The sequence below is a fragment of the Aporhodopirellula rubra genome, from assembly GCF_014192335.1.
GTDB classification, from domain to species: Bacteria; Planctomycetota; Planctomycetia; order Pirellulales; family Pirellulaceae; genus Rhodopirellula; species Rhodopirellula rubra.
On the sequence record NZ_JACHXU010000004.1, the window covers coordinates 291,875 to 309,785 of the forward strand.

At 54.3% G+C, this 17,911-nt stretch carries 7 protein-coding genes and 1 pseudogene; 3 read left to right on the forward strand and 5 right to left on the reverse strand.

Translation table 11 applies throughout. The annotated features are described in order from the left end of the window. Nucleotides 1–36 precede the first annotated feature (36 nt). The gene (locus tag FHS27_RS07680) at nucleotides 37–2,448 is read right to left on the reverse strand and encodes a DUF6288 domain-containing protein (protein ID WP_184303755.1); all 2,412 of its coding nucleotides are present in this window, start codon (nucleotides 2,446–2,448) and stop codon (nucleotides 37–39) included. Nucleotides 2,449–3,678: 1,230 nt separating this feature from the next. Here FHS27_RS07680 and FHS27_RS07685 point away from each other — a divergent pair. Both FHS27_RS07685 and FHS27_RS07690 read left to right on the forward strand, forming a co-directional pair. Further along, on the forward strand, nucleotides 3,679–3,894 hold the full coding sequence (locus FHS27_RS07685; protein WP_184304000.1) for a hypothetical protein: 216 nt from the start codon (nucleotides 3,679–3,681) through the stop codon (nucleotides 3,892–3,894). 127 nt (nucleotides 3,895–4,021) lie between these two features. After that, on the forward strand, nucleotides 4,022–5,194 hold the full coding sequence (locus FHS27_RS07690; protein ID WP_184303756.1) for a DUF1559 domain-containing protein: 1,173 nt from the start codon (nucleotides 4,022–4,024) through the stop codon (nucleotides 5,192–5,194). Here FHS27_RS07690 and FHS27_RS07695 read toward each other — a convergent pair. Further along, nucleotides 5,175–5,480, reverse strand: a complete 306-nt coding sequence (locus FHS27_RS07695) for a hypothetical protein (protein WP_184303757.1) — start codon at nucleotides 5,478–5,480, stop codon at nucleotides 5,175–5,177. The genes FHS27_RS07690 and FHS27_RS07695 overlap by 20 nt on opposite strands. A gap of 165 nt (nucleotides 5,481–5,645) precedes the next feature. Here FHS27_RS07695 and FHS27_RS07700 point away from each other — a divergent pair, with 165 nt between their 5' ends. After that, nucleotides 5,646–9,143: a family 78 glycoside hydrolase catalytic domain gene (locus FHS27_RS07700; protein ID WP_184303760.1), complete on the forward strand. Its 3,498-nt coding sequence runs from the start codon at nucleotides 5,646–5,648 to the stop codon at nucleotides 9,141–9,143. Between the two features lie 96 nt (nucleotides 9,144–9,239). Here FHS27_RS07700 and FHS27_RS31010 read toward each other — a convergent pair. The 3 genes and pseudogenes from FHS27_RS31010 to FHS27_RS07720 form a co-directional block, all read right to left on the reverse strand. Next, nucleotides 9,240–9,951 (reverse strand): annotated as a pseudogene (locus tag FHS27_RS31010) (transposase); the annotation flags it as partial. A gap of 101 nt (nucleotides 9,952–10,052) precedes the next feature. Further along, nucleotides 10,053–15,443 carry a glycosyl hydrolase gene (locus FHS27_RS07715; RefSeq protein WP_184303766.1) on the reverse strand — a complete coding sequence of 1,797 codons (5,391 nt, stop codon included), beginning with the start codon at nucleotides 15,441–15,443 and terminating at the stop codon, nucleotides 10,053–10,055. A 371-nt stretch (nucleotides 15,444–15,814) separates the two neighbouring features. Continuing rightward, on the reverse strand, nucleotides 15,815–17,044 hold the full coding sequence (locus FHS27_RS07720) for a DUF1559 domain-containing protein (protein ID WP_184303768.1): 1,230 nt from the start codon (nucleotides 17,042–17,044) through the stop codon (nucleotides 15,815–15,817). Nucleotides 17,045–17,911 lie beyond the last annotated feature (867 nt).

Genomic DNA, 17,911 nt, shown 5'->3' on the forward strand with positions numbered 1-17,911 from the left:
ACTGGCGGCGGTGGCTACAGCACGTATGGAAATGCTCTAGCTCGGCGTCGCCGCTGCAATGCTGCGCAGTTCAACCGCCTCAGTACCGTTTTCGATTTTCTTGATCAGGTCCCTGAGTTGCTCGATGATAGGCGCCAGCATTCGCCGCTCGCTGTGGACGAGCAAGTCCTTCTCGAGCTGCCGAAGCTTGGGCAAAACAGGCTTGGCCGCGGCACCATAACTTTCCAGCGTCTTCAAGCATTGCGTGATGCGAGGTTTCTTACCCCACTTATCGATCTCCATGATCTCGATACACAACGGCATCCCTTCTCGGATGCGGTGCTTGGCCAGCAGTTCGACCCCCGCAAGTCGGACTTGGTTGGCGAACATGATTCCGCTCGGCGCGGGCTCGACAATCGCTTGATGAATCGCGGGCAGCAGCGGCTTGATTTCTTCGTAGGAAAGATATTGATACACCGTACCAATACTGCCACGTGCTCGGCCATCTTCGTTCTGCAGACCAATGCGGACGGCTCGCAACAGGAGCTCACGATCGACGCCTTCCAACGATCCTCCGATCAAACCACCTCGACGGTCGAACAAACTGAAACATAGAAAGCGTTGTTCCATTCCCCGGGGATCACTCTCGACATCGGTCATTGCAAGTCGCTGAAGCATCAAAGGAACGGCCGACATCGCGGGCCGGCCGATGCTCGCGAGAGCTTGTCCGGCAATGATTCGCAGGCACAGATCATCGGACTCTAATGCCTTTGTCAGAGCCGATACGCTGGCGGTCGGATCGGCACTCGGCTCAATCTGCCCGAGCGCCTCGGTGGCCCCGTATCGGGAATAGCGATCGTCAGATGCGATAAGTTTCAAAACGGCTGGCTGGAAGTCCCCCTTACGCTTCCCAAGCTCCAGGGACGATCGTTTGCGAACCGACGGCGACCAACTCGATAGCCCCTCGAGTAACTCCTCTTCACTACGATTCTCATACCGAAAGCGATCCTTTTCTTTTGTTGAGAAAAACCCTCGCCCTGCGGCAATAACCTCATCAACCTCCGACTGTTTGAGAGCTGGAAACGAGTTGTCCTTCTTACCGGTGATGTAAAGGCTCTTCAACGGCAACGCGTAAGCAAGAAGGTACGCCCCCGTGCTATCGAAGTCGGAATATTTCCCGTGCTCTTCTTCACCGTACGGCGAGCCTTGGTAAGGATAGCTGCCGTCCCACTGTCGCCCGAGATCGTAAAACCAAGCCTGCTCTCGCCAATAAGCTGCGCTGGCTAGCGGACCACATCGCGACACGCCAGGCATCGCCCATAGGATGTTAAAGAAATTACCCGTGTGACCACGTTCGCGTTCGTCGTATGCCGCCGTGCTCATCTTGGCAAAGAAACTCGCCGCTTCTTGGTCGCCTAGTAAATCAAACAGCACCGTGACCATGGAACACTTCCCGTTGTCTTCGTGACCGGGCCAGGGTTCGTGGTCACCATAAGGAATCGCTCCCTTGTCAACATACCATCTTAAAAACCGAGCAGACCGGGTGATCGCAAGGTCCAGATCGGGATGATTCACACCGGCCTCACGAGCCAGAACCATCGAGATCGTCAATGCAATTCCCGGTGAATTCATGCACCCGTATCCACCGACTCGACCATCGGGCAACGCAAATCGATGCCCCCAGGAACCGACTTTGCTCTGACCATGAGCCGCTTCCAATGCCAATCGTTTTAACCCTGGCATCACAGAGTCATCGCCCGTCGCCATGACGTACTCAGCAAGATACATGATCCCATAGCCGTAGTGCCAAGTCGCAAAGTCGTCGACCCAGTAGCGGGATACCTTCTTGGCGTAGCCGGCAAGCAATGGCTGGTATTTAGGCTGATCGACAGCTAGCAGAGTAAGTGCGTTGATGCTGTTCGGGATCGTGACGCTTCCGAAACCCTTCTTCGCGATCACCTCGCAACCGCGCTCAAGAATCTTTGCCGACTTCTCACAATCATACGGCGCGGTATCGCTATACGTCCCCATGACCGGAATTCGGATCTCGACATTTTTCGATTGCCCATCGCGCCAGCGAATGAGACGGAGGACACCACCGGATTCTTCACGCTCCGCTCGCGTCAGGGCATGAGCAAATCGTATTCGTGCGTCGTCATCGAATGGCTTGCCGTCAATGCCCAAAATGACGTCATCAACTTCCAGGACTCCGTCGGCCGGGGAGCCTTTGGCGACCTTCGTGACCAAAATTTGACGGGCATCGGCGGTATGCTTCCACGCATAAACCCAGCCTCGTGCGCCGGTGGCGCCGAGCGTCCAATCGTGGCTATGATCGGTGTCATCTCCCTGAGTCAGATCAGGAATTTTATCCAGACGCTTGGGCGGAGGTGCCGCAGCACAAACAGAACCTACGACGGCTGCCGCAATGAAAACAACCACAAATTGCTTGATCTGATTCTGAACGCTCATTATGCCGCTTCAAACGAATGTGAAATGAAATCATTAATAGCGATTATCCTTGCGATGCCAACGATGATCACAACATGAAATCACGGATCTGGTCCGATAAGAAAACTGCATTCCATTTTCGCTGATCGCGAAATGGAAGCTTAAAAGCCACTGGGTGACTCCCCTTCTCTCGGTAACACAGCGTCCCTTGGTGACAGAGCAGGCAGAATTCGACGTCCCTTTAATCACTTGCGCACAATGCCGTCCCTGCAATCAAACTTAACCGCTATTGATATACAGAGTACGGCAACATCAGCATGCTGCAAGCCTTCACAGACCCCGTTTTACCGCATGTTCAGCATCGAACCGCTAGTCTGGATTTACCGGTTTATCAAAGAGAGAAACAGTCTGCTCGATAGTAAAACGGGTCTTATGTATTCTATGCCGCTGTAGCACCGTCACCCTCCGATAGACCACGTTGAGCAGCGACCGCAGCTACCTTTAAGACATACGTCGTTTGCAGACACGCTCGACGGGTAGAGCCCGGAAGATTCAGAGATCACCAGAACTCTCTGCAACGATAAAGCCCCCTACACAACAATGAACAGTGTCGGTACGTGCAGTGCCCCCAGCTGTTGCTTCGACGCGTCGACATTTCATTTGATGGGCTCATTACCTCCGACGACCGTAGCCGCGTTCACAAAGATTCGATCTCTTTTGGTGCGAGCTAAAACCTGTCTCGGGCAATTGCGTTAGAGATGAGCCATCGTGGAACCCAACCACCGCTGTTCGCGTTCAAACGCAAACGAACAACCGATGGCCACATCGCCTCGCTAGCAAATGCGTCGCAACACCTCACCCCCTTTCATGCCACGACCTCACACTCAGATGAGGTATCATTTTACTCCGAAAAACGCTGTCCTCCCCACCATTCAGGGGAGCACTTTTGACCAGCGTGCACTGGCTAACACCCTCACCTGATGCGCTTGGTCGCAGCCAAAACCAAAGCCTATAGACTTGCGGGAATCCGCATCTTTTTTGCGCGTTGTCGCATTGCGTGCAGGCTTGGTTCCATTGATATTCCCGTAGTGGCAATCAGTGGAGCCCGACCGCCCCTTGTCAGGTGGTCTCGTATTCTCACACCTGCTTGCTCAACGATCTTGATTACCACATTGCCCGCGCAAAAGTGGTGTATTGAGAACCGGGCGTTTTGCCTTTTCCGGTTTGTCTTTTTCCCAAGTCGAGACACTTATGAATGCAGCATCGCGTTTTCAAACTTTTTTCAGCTTTACGTCGATCGGGTCGTTTGCCCTTGCCGCGCTGCTAACCACGGCGATCGGTTGCGAAGAATCAAGCGAACCCGCAGCGACTCCCAAGAGCGAAGTTCAAGAGTACTTGGACGCCCATCCTGAACTCAAAGAGCCCAAGGAAGATATCGCTCCTGCCAACCCCACTGACTACAAGTAGCGCACAGCCACTGCGACAGGCGGTGGTCAAATTCCCACGTTTAGATTGATAGCGATGCCATTCTTGTCATCGCACATCATTCTATTTTTTGTTTCTTGATTTCCTCTTCATAGGAGAACCTTGTCTTATGTCTGTTAAAGAACAGCGCCGCGGTTTTACTCTAGTAGAACTGCTCGTGGTGATCGCAATCATCGGCGTACTTGTCGGCCTTCTTTTACCCGCAGTCCAAGCGGCTCGTGAAGCAGCCCGCCGGATGAGCTGCAGTAACAACTTCAAGCAAATCGGGCTTGGAATTCACAACTACCATGCTGCGTATAACAAACTGCCGAAGCATGGCTCAGGCACTTATACAGAGTGGCCGCCCAATAGCGGAATCATGCCTCCTGGTGGAAACCGATCAGATCTTTCATTGCTTGTTGGCATCTTGCCATTCATCGAGCAACAAGGTTTGTGGGAGCAAATCAGCAACCCAACGGCCAGCGGATTTGCGGCGATGGGGCCATGGCCCAACCGGCAACTCGCTGACCATGCTTCCGTGCCCTACGACCCTTGGATGACCAACATCCCTAGCTATCGCTGCCCAAGCGATCCAGGCGTGGGACTCCCCGCGGCGGGACGTACGAACTACGCCGCATCGCTCGGTGATTCCGGAACACTCAGCCAAGTTGGCGATACTGCCGACAATGGAACTTCCCGCGGACTATCAGCCTATCAACGATCGGCCTGTCGCGGTGCGTTCATTCCACGAACCCAAACGGGCTTTCGCGACATCCTCGATGGCCTGGCCAATACGATTGCGATGGCGGAAATCGCGACGGACTTAGGAGACCGCGACAAACGGACCATGGCCGTCGACAGCCCTGCCGGCGATCTCTGGAAAGAGAACCTCTCCTGCCGTCAGTACGTTGACGTCGAGCGACCTCAGTTTTGGCGAGCAACGGGTGTCCCAACGGCAGGAGATGCCGAGCAACGCCGTGGTTACAAATGGGCACTGGCACGTCCGCTCTACACCGGCTTCCTGACCGTGCTTCCTCCGAATGCCGAACTCTGCTTTCAAGACACCCAAGAAGGCGAAGGCAACGCAACAGCAAGCAGCCGTCACCAAGGCGGAATTCATGTATTGATGGCCGATGGTGCAGTGAAGTTCATTACGGATTCCATCGAAGCCGGAAACAGCGAAGCCATCCAAGTTCGCCACGATGGCAACGGCTTTACTCCTGCCGGATCACAGAGCCCTTACGGACTCTGGGGTGCTCTCGGTACGCGAGCCGCAAAGGAAGTTATCGATAGCGAGTTCTAGATCTCGCGACGATGAAACGTGTCCAATGCTGCAGTATCGATTCCTGCTGCAGCAGCGGACACATCACATGATCACTGTTCGCGGTGCTCCATTTTCCTAAACGATAGAGATCGCTAATGGAGCCATCGGGTGCAGCGAAAGCGTTCCTGCGGCCGCCGCAGAATCTTCTGATATTGAGTCGTTTCAAAACACGGGTGTGGAACGGATTCCCGCTCTGTTTTGGCGTCCCACCGGGTTCGAAATAGAAATCCATGATCGTCCAACGGGATACCAGAGCCAAAACCATGACTGGTGTCCCTCTTTGTAACCCCGAAACCTTGGTCACAGCCGCACTCAGCAAGTGTTGAACGCCCGCTGGTGATCCAAGTGAAAACGATGAGAGATGCATCCGACGCGGATCGTCTCGAAAAAACATCTATGTGCTTAGTTTTACTCCTTCGAAAATGAGACGATGAAATTATCGGTGATGGTGCTGGGATGCCTCAGCCTCTTGATTGGAAATCCAACCGTATCTGCAGAGTTCACTCCTACTGACCTTAGGTGTGAATATCGAGAAACGCCGCTTGGAATCGATGTGGTCGCACCTCGACTTAGCTGGGTGACCGAGGCCAGACGCGTCGAAGGGAGCAAACGGGGCTGGAACCAAACCGCCTACCAGGTTTTGGTGGCGTCGTCTGAAGAACGTCTGGATAGAGACCAAGGCGACCTGTGGGATAGCGGAAAGGTTATCTCCGCGCAAAGTAATCAGCTCGAATATGCGGGTACTCCGCTGACTTCGAACATGCGTTGTTTCTGGAAAGTGCGTGTATGGGGCAATGAAGCAACGCCCTCCGGTTGGAGTTCAAACGGGTCTTGGACCATGGGACTGCTCAAGCCCGATGATTGGCAGGCAAAGTGGATCGGCTATGACAAGGCCTACCATCCTTCGCCTGAAGAAGCCTCCGACAATAAGAAACTGAACGTTCAGGGATTGAAGTGGGTGCAGATGGCATCCGAACATGGCAAACTCTCCGTCGACACCTGTCTACGCCGACGCATTGAATTACCGGCGGACCGTAAAGTCAAACGTGCGGTGGTAGCATGCTACGCCTTTCATTTCTGTGAGGTCAGTGTCAACGGTACTCCGATCGGAGAGGCCGCGCACTGGGAACAAACCTCGCGGTTAGATGCCACTGATTTAATGCATCCCGGAAGTAATGTGATCACCTTAGTGGTCAGCAATACCGATCCACATCTTCCCGCTGCGATCGGCCGCGTCGTCGTGCAATTCGAAACCGGTGACGATCTGGTCGTTCCGTTGGACAACACTTGGAAGGCCACGCAAAATCCGCCTACGGGATGGGAACAACCGGGGTTCGACGACACCTCATGGCCAGCCGCCGCAATGATCGACTCCCCGTGGTATGGACCTCCATTGGTGTCAGATTTGGCACGCGTTCCTGCGCCGTTTTTGCGTAAGGAATTTTCGATCAACAATGGCAACTCCCAAGAGATCAAACGCGCCACCGTCTATGTGACTGCATTGGGAACCTACGAGCTGCATCTGAACGGACAGCGAGTCGGCAACGACGTGCTCGCGCCGGGTTGGACCGAGTTTCGTAAGCGGGTGCACTACCAAACGTACGACGTCACATCCCAGGTAACAAGCGGCTCCAATGCAATCGGCGCCGTCCTCGGCGACGGCTGGTACGCTAGTGATCTGGCGTTCATCGGTCGCCGCAACCTTTACGGCGGCCCCCCGCGTTTCCTCGCCCAATTGGTCATCGAATTGGCAGACGGTACCACGCAAGTGATTGGCACCGACGAAAGCTGGAAAGCAACCTATGGCCCCATTCTGCATGCCGACCTCCTGCTCGGCTGTGAGTATGACACTCGATTGGAGATGGCAGGATGGGACAAGACGGGGTTTCCCGATGAGAGTTGGAAGCCCGTCGTCTTGGGTGCCGGTGTTCACCAAGAAATCGATGTCACAAATGTCGTTAAGGCGGCCGAACAAAACAATCGCGTTAACCTCCAAGTGGAGAATGATCTGTTCGGTGACGATCCCGCCTTCAACCAAATCAAATCGTTGCGAGTCGTGTATCAGCACGATGGCATTGAAGAAACGAAAACGGTCGGTGAACACGAAACTCTGGACCTAGCAGGTGAAAACCTCGTCATCCTCAGTGCACACTACGGAAAACGTTCGACTCTCGAAGAAGACTTGCGCGTTGAGGCGTCGGTCGCAGAGCCGGCACGTGTGATCCAGGAACTGTCCGCCAAATCGATCTCTCAGCCCGATGCCAATCGCTGGATTTTCGACTTGGGCCAGAACATGGTCGGTTGGACTCGCTTGAAAATCCGAGGCGGTCAACCGGGACAACGACTAACAATCCGTCATAGCGAAATGCTCAACGACGACGGCACGATCTACACGGCCGCATTGCGAAGTTGTCCGGCAACGGACTACTTCATCTTGTCAGGCAAGGACGAAGAAATCCTGGAACCCAAGTTCACCTTCCACGGCTTTCGCTACGTAGAGATCCGTGGCCTCACGTCCGAACCACCACTCGATACGGTCACCGGAATCGTCGTGCACACGCCAATGCGTCGCACCGGACAATTCGAGTGCTCGTACCCGATGTTGAACCAACTCTACAGCAACATTCTTTGGGGCCAGAAAGGCAACTACCTCGAGGTCCCCACCGACTGCCCCCAACGCGACGAACGAATGGGATGGACCGGTGACACTCAATTTTTCGCGCCAACCGCGGCCTACAATTTTGACGTCGCAAACTTCTTCACTCGTTGGCTGCAAACCTGCGAAGACGATCAGTTTCCTGACGGCAGGTTCCCCCACGTCGTACCGGACTTGATGGGAGAAGGCGGCTCGACGGCCTGGGGCGATGCGGCCCTCATATGCACCTACAATCTCTACCATGCATACGGCGACACACGCGTCGTGGCAGATCGGTTCGATTCACTAGAACGTTACATGAAGTGGCTCGACGGCCGGACCAACAATGGCATCTCGGACGTCGGAGGCTACGGCGATTGGCTCAATGCCGGAGGAGGTGCCAAGAAAGAAGTCATTGACACGGCGTATCACGCTTACCTAGCGCGAATCATGTCCGAGATGGCTGCCGCAATTGGACGCGTTGACGAATCCGAGCACTACAAACAGTTACACGAAACCGTGAAGACAGCCTTTGCGAAAGAATTTGTGCAACCCGACGGTTCGCTAGTCGAATCAAGCCAAACGGGCTACGCACTCGCGTTTTCGATGGACCTGCTGCCCACTGAAATGAAGCAGAAGGCCGCCGATCAGTTTGTGAACGAGATCAAAAGGTTTGATTGGCATTTGGCAACCGGCTTCATCGGCACGCCTCGGTTGTTGCCAGCACTCAGCGCCGCTGGACGCGATGACGTCGCCTATCGATTGCTGTTCAACGACACGTATCCGTCCTGGTTGTTCCCCGTCAAGAACGGTGCCACCACGATGTGGGAGCGGTGGAACGGCTGGACGCCCGAAGACGGTTTCGGGAACGTTGGTATGAATTCGTTCAACCACTACGCTTTCGGCGCTGTCGGCGAGTATCTGTATGGTGGCGTCGGCGGAATCCAGGCAACGAGCCCTGGTTACAAAACCTTCCAAGTCAGCCCTGCTATTGGGCAAGGATTGACGTGGGCGAATACCGAATTCGATTCGATCTATGGCCGCATTACGAGCAATTGGAAACACGAAAACGGTCGATTGACCATGGACGTGACTATACCTACCAACACTTCTGCGACAGTACGCGTCCCGACATCGGATGCATCCCTTGTGACCGAATCGGGGACACCAGTATCACAAGCCGATGGCGTGAAGCTTCTGCGGACGGAAAGAAACGCGGCCGTCTATCGCGTGGGTTCGGGAACCTATCAGTTCCAGTCCACCTTTCCTAAGGCAAGCTCACCAGGTAACTGATTCATCTCAGTACTCAGGTTTCGATCAGCAATGATTGAATACCAAATGCAGCCAAGGGGCGGGGGCGGCGGACCCTTTCGAGGACTCCGTCGCCCCACTTGGAACATTTCCATTTTTTTCATGCGATGCTTCCCCGGCTTCGTGCAGGCTTGTGTGCGCCTCGGCGTTGATCGGCTGGATAAACGCATTCAGCTCATCGAATACTTCTTTAGCTGCCTTGGACACCCTGAAGACGCGTGGACAAACGAGAGACCTCACCCCAATTTCGTTTGGAAAGCTTCGCCTTGAGATTCCGCTCTTTGCGAACCAAGCAGCGTTGAACCACTGCATCGGGAAAGTGTTCTTTGACGGCACCACGCAACGCGTCACTTCCGTCGAGTACGACGCACAGACGATGAGAGCAAGTGAAGCCGCGTTTCATAATTTGGCTCATTAGATCACTCGTAATTTCCAAGCTTTCGCTACTACCAAGGACAAAGTCCAGGACCTGCTTTCGACTTTCGGTATCGATCCCCAACGCGACGACTGCAGTCCGATCGCTGCTCAAGCGAATCCCATCAAGCATCAGCACTCACCAACTCTGCGCTCCCCAATCCTTGCCTCGCAATTCGCAGACAAACTTGTGCCCCACCTCTTTCCACAATCGCGATACATTCGACCGGCTGACGCCTGGGGAATTCGGCTTGATATCCTCAATCGATCGGCTGCTAACGAGGGACACGATCGCCCGGATGATCTGCGTCTGCAACTGACTGGGATCCGTCGCCGCTCGATAAGTGGCCAATTCGACGTCGTGACTGCCCCCGTCAGTTGCCGCCGACAAAAATTGGAAAGTTGCGGAGGGCCGATGCCGGGAGTATCTGCAAGTCAGCACATCGGTTCACCAAATATGCTGACCGCCAAATCGCACTAATCATCCACGTGGGACTCCGTCACTTGACGAATCTCCGAACTCAAACGCTGCAGTCGTTCACGAATTGGTTTCAACTGCGGCGTAATCGAACGGAAGTATGCCGCCAACGTCTCCTGCTGTTCGCTACTGCGTTGGTTTCGTTCTATCCTTAGGAGCTCCTCAACTTCAAAGGGGACGTGACGCAGCGGCTTTGACATCGTCGTCACTGCAACTTCCAGATCGTCTGGAATGCCGGCAGACTTTTCCAAAGTAAGCACGAGTTTGGCGCCGCCTTTGTATTCAATTGCTGGCCGCATCTCGAATATCATTCCGTCACGCTGGCTTACCTCTTGGGGGCCATCCCAAACTTCTGTGTTTCTACTTCCGAATGGTGGATGCATCTTTTCATCGCTCGTTAGCCATGACTCACTAGGCACTTGCACCAGTTTGATCGGTTGAGGTGATAGACACAGCTCGCACTTCGGATTCGGGAAGTCATAGACAACCTGTTGCCACACCACACGACCTTGATCGTCCAGCAGGGAGACGCGGAACCGGTCAAGTCGCGTCTGCAGCTGGCCATCGGTGCGATTCCAGATCACGATCCGACTCACTTCCTGCATCGCCCCCAAATCAACTTCCCACCACGGATTCGCTTCGAACGCAGTGTGCGATACAGAGTCATTGGACCAGGTACCGTCGGTATTCCCATCGATCGCACGCTCCGCGCCTCCATTGAACGAGGTTGTGGATTGTCGCGCCGTTCCAGACGTCGCGAGATTGACGTCATCATGAAACACCTCTATCTCGGCCAGATGCAAAAACTGAGATTGTTCCAAGACATCTAAACGCACCGTGCGGCCTCGAAACTGAGCATCGTTCGGCAACGACGCTGTCAGCGAGACCTGCTCAACAGTAAGACGAGTATCGGAATCACGCGGCTGCACCAATGCGTTCAAGCGAATACCGGTGATGTCCGTCAATTTCGTATTGAACTCGAATTCTTCAACATCCGAATCAAGCTTTTCATCATCCACAGGCACAGTTCGATCGGCTGGCGAGTCAATCGGGTTGCTCGACTCTGGCGTCTGAGGCAGCGGGATTAGCGGTGTCCACGAATACTGTGACTCCCAATCACGCTGAGCTGCCAACACGTCATCGGTCGACTTTGTTAGTAGCCCATTAAGTCGATCGGACTCTTGTTTCGCCCATGATAGCCAGTCCTGAGACTGCAGTTGTTGTCGCAGCATCACCGGGCCCAACAGTCCCGAGTCGGTTGGTCCCAGGTTGTCCGAACGATTTGTTTGCAAGTAATGCGGTGCAATGGTGTTGGCGACGTGGATTTCCAGCAAATTATCCCCTGCATGGATGTAGCCCGATAGATCGAAACGGAATGGACGTGCCAAACGCACACCCGCCGATTTGCCGTTGACGAATAGTTCAGCGGCGACCTGTACATTGCCCAAGTCCAACTCGGTTGGCCGTTCAGCTTCTTCTTTCGTGAGCTCAAGTGACTGCTTGTAAACACCGATCCCCGAATAGGTAGGCAGCGCAAAATCGGTCCATAAACCGGGCTGGATCGTACCGCCAGCAAGCTCCATCGCGATCGGCTGCGGAAACACTGCCCCCGCATAGTCGCCACGTGGCAGGAGCAAACGAACCGCAACCTGGGATACACCCCGCGGCGGCGTGTGTACCGTCGCGATCCCTTTGTGGACCGGCACTTCCGTTCCATCGACCCACACGCGGCCCGACGCCGTTGTCCCCAGAATCAATCGACTCAAGCCTGGCGGTGCCTTAAAGCGATACCACCCCACAGGCCGCGTCTGATGCGAGAAGACATCGTAAGTCACCTCAGGCACCTCGTCAAAGCAGGTGATATTGGGTGAGTCCAGGTCGACGGCCAAACGTCGACGAGGTTCAGTCACGGCACCCACGTTTTGCAGCGGCGCATTTCCAAACGGTTCACCACCCATCGCTGCAACCACCTTGACCGCAGCCCAATCACCGTCGTCAAACTCACACGTTTGCCAGTGGTCCACTTCACGAGCGCTTCCGCGCCATGTTTCGTCCGTCACAAGTGCAATGGTTTGTCCACCGGCGAAGTCGGCACGCATCGCCAGCGCCAGTGCTTGGTCGCTGATCTCACCGCGTACGTTCTGATCAAACAGCACCTGAATCCAAACCGCAATCACGTTCTTACCCGGTTGCAAATAGGATGTAATGTTGACGGTCTCAGGGTTCGTCCATCTAGCCCACGGACCAATATCCTCCTCCACTTGCTTGCCGTTGACGAACAATCGGTAACCCGTGTAGCCGGTGACGACAACGCGAGCATTGAGCGGCACATCGGAGAGCTCAAACGACTTGCGAAAATAGCCAGATGCTGTGCCTGGAACTTGAATCCACTTCGCTTCAGCGAACGGCGGTTCTTGGTCTCCTTCGCCCGCTTCATCGAGCGTCGATCGCGTTGGCGGTTCTGCTTGAACGTACAACATGCCATGCCCACCATCGGCTAATTCAAGTAGCACGGAGTTGTTACCGCGCCGCAGCGGCAAATTCCCCACGGCCCCCTCGATCGGTTGTTCGACGCCGTTGACCCACAAGCGGGCCGCCGATTGCCGCAACTGGATACTCAATCCAAGTCGTTGATCACCGCGTGAATGGATGCGGGTGAAGAGAGTGCTGCGTCCTTGGGGCAAAGCGATAAAGTTCTGATCAATCGCTCCGTCCGGATAGCTACCATGCCCGCCCCACGGTGCGGGTTGATACAGCCCTAACTTTTGTGAAAACTCAACAGGCTGCCAAGTGTAAGTATCGTTGCCTAGCGTCACCTGACGACCTGGTTCAAAGGTATTGTCATCCTTTTTGAGCAGCGACTCGGTAGCCGTTTCAGAACTAACGTCATTCAGAGACAACCAATACGGTCCAGTACTGTATTTAGCCACTGACCACTGGCTGTCATCCAAGTCGGTTTTGTGCCAATCGACAACCTGCTCGGCTGAATCAGACGTCTCTAACGCATATTTGAACGAACGAACCTCTGGCCCAATCAGCTCTTGGCTTGGCGGCCAGCGAAATTCACCGTGGCGATTGTCGCGAGTGGGGATCACCGAAAACGCCCATTCCTCATCCAATATGCGATCAAGCGATTCCGGCTGCAGTAGTCGACGGGGAGCCCGACGCGCAACTTTGCCTTCGGGTTCAAACACGATTAATTGCGCCACATTGCCATCAAGAAGTTGTCGCACGAGCGTGTGTTCGCCATCCGGTTCAAACCAATCCACTTCTCTCGCTTTTCCTGTAAACGAATCCCACAATTGCGGAGTCCCTTGAGCCCGAAAGCGAGCTTCCAACTCGACGGGATCTACGGATGTGTTCTGAAGTAAGTACACGTCTGTTTCTCCGATTCGCCGGTGCGTCACAAACACGGGCTGCGGAGTCGTTGGTTGGAAATCACGCACGACAGCACGATTGACAATGTTGGTCAGTTGTTCGTCATTGGCACTGATCCAGGTAACGCTGCCTCCGCTGTCGAACGAGTGCTCGTGTGGAATCGCCGGTGGTTGGCTGGCAGATCGTTCACCCAGTAACAGCGTCAACAATTCCGCTAACTTTGGATCCTCACGCCCCGACTCGGTGCTGGTCGTGGGTAATTGGCCACAGAAGATCACGCATCCACCACTTTCAGCGAATGCGAGAGCCTTTTCCAGCACCTCACGGCGTACCGTTGTTTGCGGCCCAAAGACAAGTGCTTGATAACTGTTACCGGCCACAGTCAACTTGCCGTTGGCAATCTGAGCTCGCAAGATGGAGTCATCATCAATGATGTCGTTGTCGATCGATTCATCAAAAACCCTTCTCGACAACTGCATATATTGGTTGTAATCCGGCGTGGGCGTCCCTGGAACATCACCCGCCAACATGCCAGCCACGGGGTAATGGACGGCAACATCCGTCACATGAGTGCCTTGGCTCATCACAAAACTCATTCTCGCTACCCAATCGGATAGTTTCCCGTAATAACGCCAATATGGTTGCCTCCAATGCGGATCAGGCGCAGCATGTTCCCACGCCGCTGCGCGTGCGGAATAGTACAGTCCATGCTCATTGTACAAATTCGCTCCAAACGCATAGTTTGCCGACAACCAAGACAGTGCCTGATCCGTCGTCCGCCCCCAACCGCTAGAGTGAAACACCTCGGCCCATACACGTGGCCGCTCGTAGAGCCGCGCAAGCGATGCCGCAATCTTGGTGTCGTAGTAATTACGTTGTGTGAGCGGCGATTGTCCGAAATCGTCATAACCGGGGGCGCTAAACCAACGCTGCGTGCGAAAGTAGTCGATATACCCGAAACTCTGTTGCACAAGGTTCTGGCGCCCCCAGTTGTCATGACTGGTCTGCAATCCGCGTAACTCCGCCCATTCGAATACCCGACGCCAATAACAGCGTTCGTCTTCCATCAAATAAGTGTCGTAGTAGTCCGTTCGATACTTTGGGGTCAGAGCACCGACATCGAAGTGCAAAGCGGGGATAGCCCGAGCGATATCGTATCCACAACGCTGCTTAAACAACTCGGCCAAACTGTCGGTGTAGACATCACGCGGCGTTGAGGGGTGTTCGTCTTGAAACATGCCAACAAACGATTTCCCCATCGCATCATGTCCCAATCGCCGCTCTACCTCACCGTAGAGCATGTCAAGAAACGTATCGGTAGATTGATCGCTTAATTGAAAGATCGTTTCAGGCGCGGCGACCGAGACAGCGACTCGCCACGAGCCGTCGGTGGGAGTCCATCGCAACACACGGTCATCTAGATAATCAGTTAGATCCACGCTCTGTGCATCATCAGCAACCCCACCGGTGAGCGGATAGGCTCGAACGCCCAAGCATTCGCCGTTAGGGAGCACTAAATCCACCGGCGATTTCGGGTCTGCGTCCACCTGCAGGAAGACTACACGCGAAGTGCGATTATCCTGAGTTTTGGCGGCTGCTTTTTCCAGCCATCCGTAGTGCCCGTAGCCGATTTGATCATACGCCCATAACGTCATCCCCAACCGCTGGCACTCTTCGTGGACGAACTCGAACATCTCCCACCACTTCGGAGTGAAGGACGGAGGATCACAACGCGCCGGGGATCGCTGAATTGGGCAGACAGAGCGAACACCTTTCGCCGCGAGCGTTTCCAATTCCCAAGTCACTCGCTCCCTGGCCATCGGCTCTCCTTCCCACCACCACAACGGCACTTCGCCATAGCGGGCATAGTCGGTCTGCTGAAAAGCCTGCCACAACTGGCCATACGTTTGGAACTGCTCGCCTGGCTGATCCTGCTCTTGAGCCCACGTTGGCGCGATTCCGAAACTACCTATCAAAATGGATATGCCAACGATCCAATGTGCATGCCGCATAATTATACCTCGTGTATGTAATCTTGTAGTTTGGCAGTAGTTTTATTCTTTTGTGACATCCGCTATCGCGCCGTTTAGTGCAGTTGCTTTGACACGATTGGCTGATCCCAACATGAAACTTGCGTTCCCTGGATCCTGACTGAAAATAAACCGCCTTCGAGGCTCCCTGCCACCTGAGGGAACCTGCTATTTATGAGGGCCCCGCAATCGGGGCCCGGGAACCAGTGCCTTTAGCCGCTAGATCTGGAGAACTCTGCTTCTTTTAGCTACCACCGTAGCGAAACACTCTGCGTGTTTCGCTACGGGTGTCGCTTCGCTACTATGAGAAAAAGAACGCTTGCTCTGACCCGAACCAACGAATCCTGGGTTGGCTAGAACTCTTCTCCAATCACTTCCTTGCTCGCACGCGTACCCATCTTGCCCCACAAGCCGAACGGACTCCCCGATCCTGCAGGAAGGAAATTGTGAACCGTGACCTGTGCGCTGTTAGAATCCCCCGCTTCGATCGAATCGGTGATAAATTTAACCGCACCGTCACTCATCAACACATGAGCACCACCTTGATGGTGACTACTCGTTGATGTGATGTATTCCTCGTGATGATTTCCGTGGTAACAAGTCTCGCTGTTGGGAGGCAGCATGGTGTGAAACGCAGTGTAAAGAACATTTGCCGCTGCCCACTTCGAGCCACGCCGATCTTCAGGAGATGCCAGCACCGGCAAGGCCCCAGGGGCACCCACGGCCTTCCAAAATTGCGGACGCAAGGGATCGATAGCTCCGCGGCAACGAAGCAGGCCGCCGACATTCCACTGATCTGCTGTTCTCCCGCCAGCACCTACCGGCGTCGATCGGATATCGTTGTCTCCGAGATCCGTAACAATTTCCCCACACATGATCGTATTGGACAGCCCATCGAGAATGTCACGAAACTCGGTTTTGTTGCGGTAGACGAATGCACCACGTTGCGCGACGCGCATGTAGCCCGCATGCGTCGCATCGACTACGCCATTGGCAAGTGGAGAGGTATCACCATCGCGTGTGGCGTGGTTAGAGTCCCCATAACACGCCGCATAATTCGTTCGCCCCATACTGGGAAGTCCTCGGCCAGGATCGCTCGGACATCGATAGCCTGGAATATCAGTCATCCAAGGATCGTATGGCTGCGCGACCCATTCGGCAACGGACATCGTTGGATACGGCCCCATCGCCTGCCAAACTCCTCCGGCACTCGTTACATAAGGATTGGAAACCTTCTCCCACATCGCCTGCTGCTCGATGAATGGCGTGATCCCAACAAGAAAACTAACCCGAAGGTAGCTGTTCCCACCTGGGCTGGCTGTGGTCCCAATCACGTTGTAACCACCACCGGTTCCGTCGTTGGTACCAGTGCCATTCATGGGAATCCGCCCGAAAGCCGAATGGTAATTGTGAATCGCCAATCCGATCTGCTTGAAGTTATTGCTACAACTCATCCGCCGCGCCGCTTCGCGGGCTGCCTGAACGGCCGGCAAAAGCAAACCGACAAGGACGCCGATAATTGCTATGACGACCAGCAGTTCCACTAAGGTAAATCCCTTTTGACTCGATAACTTCTTTAACATGACACTTCTCCTTGAAAGAAACAAACCGAAGAAAAAGCCGAAAACTGGCTTTCCTATAAACAGTGCTATTTAATTGTTGTATCCGGACTGCTCTTAGTTGGATCGACACTAAGATCACCGTATCGCTCAACATGAGCTTTCACGGCATCGTCGCTCGGTTTCGACGCGGCCTCTTTGCCGCAACCAGTAAGCAAGCAATTAAAGGCGAGAAATGCAATTAATCTGTTGGTCTTTGACATACGTGCGGGATCCGAAAAGAGAGCATTAAGAAAAACAGTCGTCACAACACTCGATGAATTTAGTGTTCCTGCTCCCAAAAGCCCACCTAATTCAACCCTTGTTTTGCGGCAACTTACCGTGCCTACGACTGCCACTAATGGGACATTTCGCATGACAATGCGATTCGAAACCCATAAACGGGGCAGGGCAACTCCCGGTTTAGATCTGGATAAGAGCTTGAGTAATCCGCGTTGCTTCGTGGCGAATTTCCTCGTGGCGGAGGCTACTGTTTTGTCGCCCGCATCTCGTAGCAATGTCATGCTCGCGTTGCGAAGAAACACGTCAAATCAATGCCCCGTGGCGGGTTTTCGCTCGACACTTATCCTCTCCCATTGTGACAGCGGGAACCTATCGCAGGCGATTCCCAATGCCCCGGCTCAGATCAAGTAGGTTCCGGGGATTAGCGTGATTCGGTCTCATGGATGGAACCAAGCCACTGGCCCCAACACGCCTTACTCGGCGATCCCGCGTTATGAAAAACGACTGCCGAGTCAAAGAAACCCAAAGGCAAGAAGCGAAAACGCGGCGGGTTGGTTCGAATGTGGCATCGCGTGGCAGACTTGCTGTTCGCTTGGTAGGAGCAGATTC

Bases quoted from the DNA above. Each gene is read 5' to 3' on its own strand.
- FHS27_RS07680 (WP_184303755.1), bottom strand. From the start codon at position 2,448: ATGAGCGTTCAGAATCAGATCAAGCAATTTGTGGTTGTTTTCATTGCG.
- FHS27_RS07685 (WP_184304000.1), top strand. From the start codon at position 3,679: ATGAATGCAGCATCGCGTTTTCAAACTTTTTTCAGCTTTACGTCGATC.
- FHS27_RS07690 (WP_184303756.1), top strand. From the start codon at position 4,022: ATGTCTGTTAAAGAACAGCGCCGCGGTTTTACTCTAGTAGAACTGCTC.
- FHS27_RS07695 (WP_184303757.1), bottom strand. From the start codon at position 5,480: ATGGTTTTGGCTCTGGTATCCCGTTGGACGATCATGGATTTCTATTTC.
- FHS27_RS07700 (WP_184303760.1), top strand. From the start codon at position 5,646: ATGAAATTATCGGTGATGGTGCTGGGATGCCTCAGCCTCTTGATTGGA.
- FHS27_RS07715 (WP_184303766.1), bottom strand. From the start codon at position 15,443: ATGCGGCATGCACATTGGATCGTTGGCATATCCATTTTGATAGGTAGT.
- FHS27_RS07720 (WP_184303768.1), bottom strand. From the start codon at position 17,044: ATGTTAAAGAAGTTATCGAGTCAAAAGGGATTTACCTTAGTGGAACTG.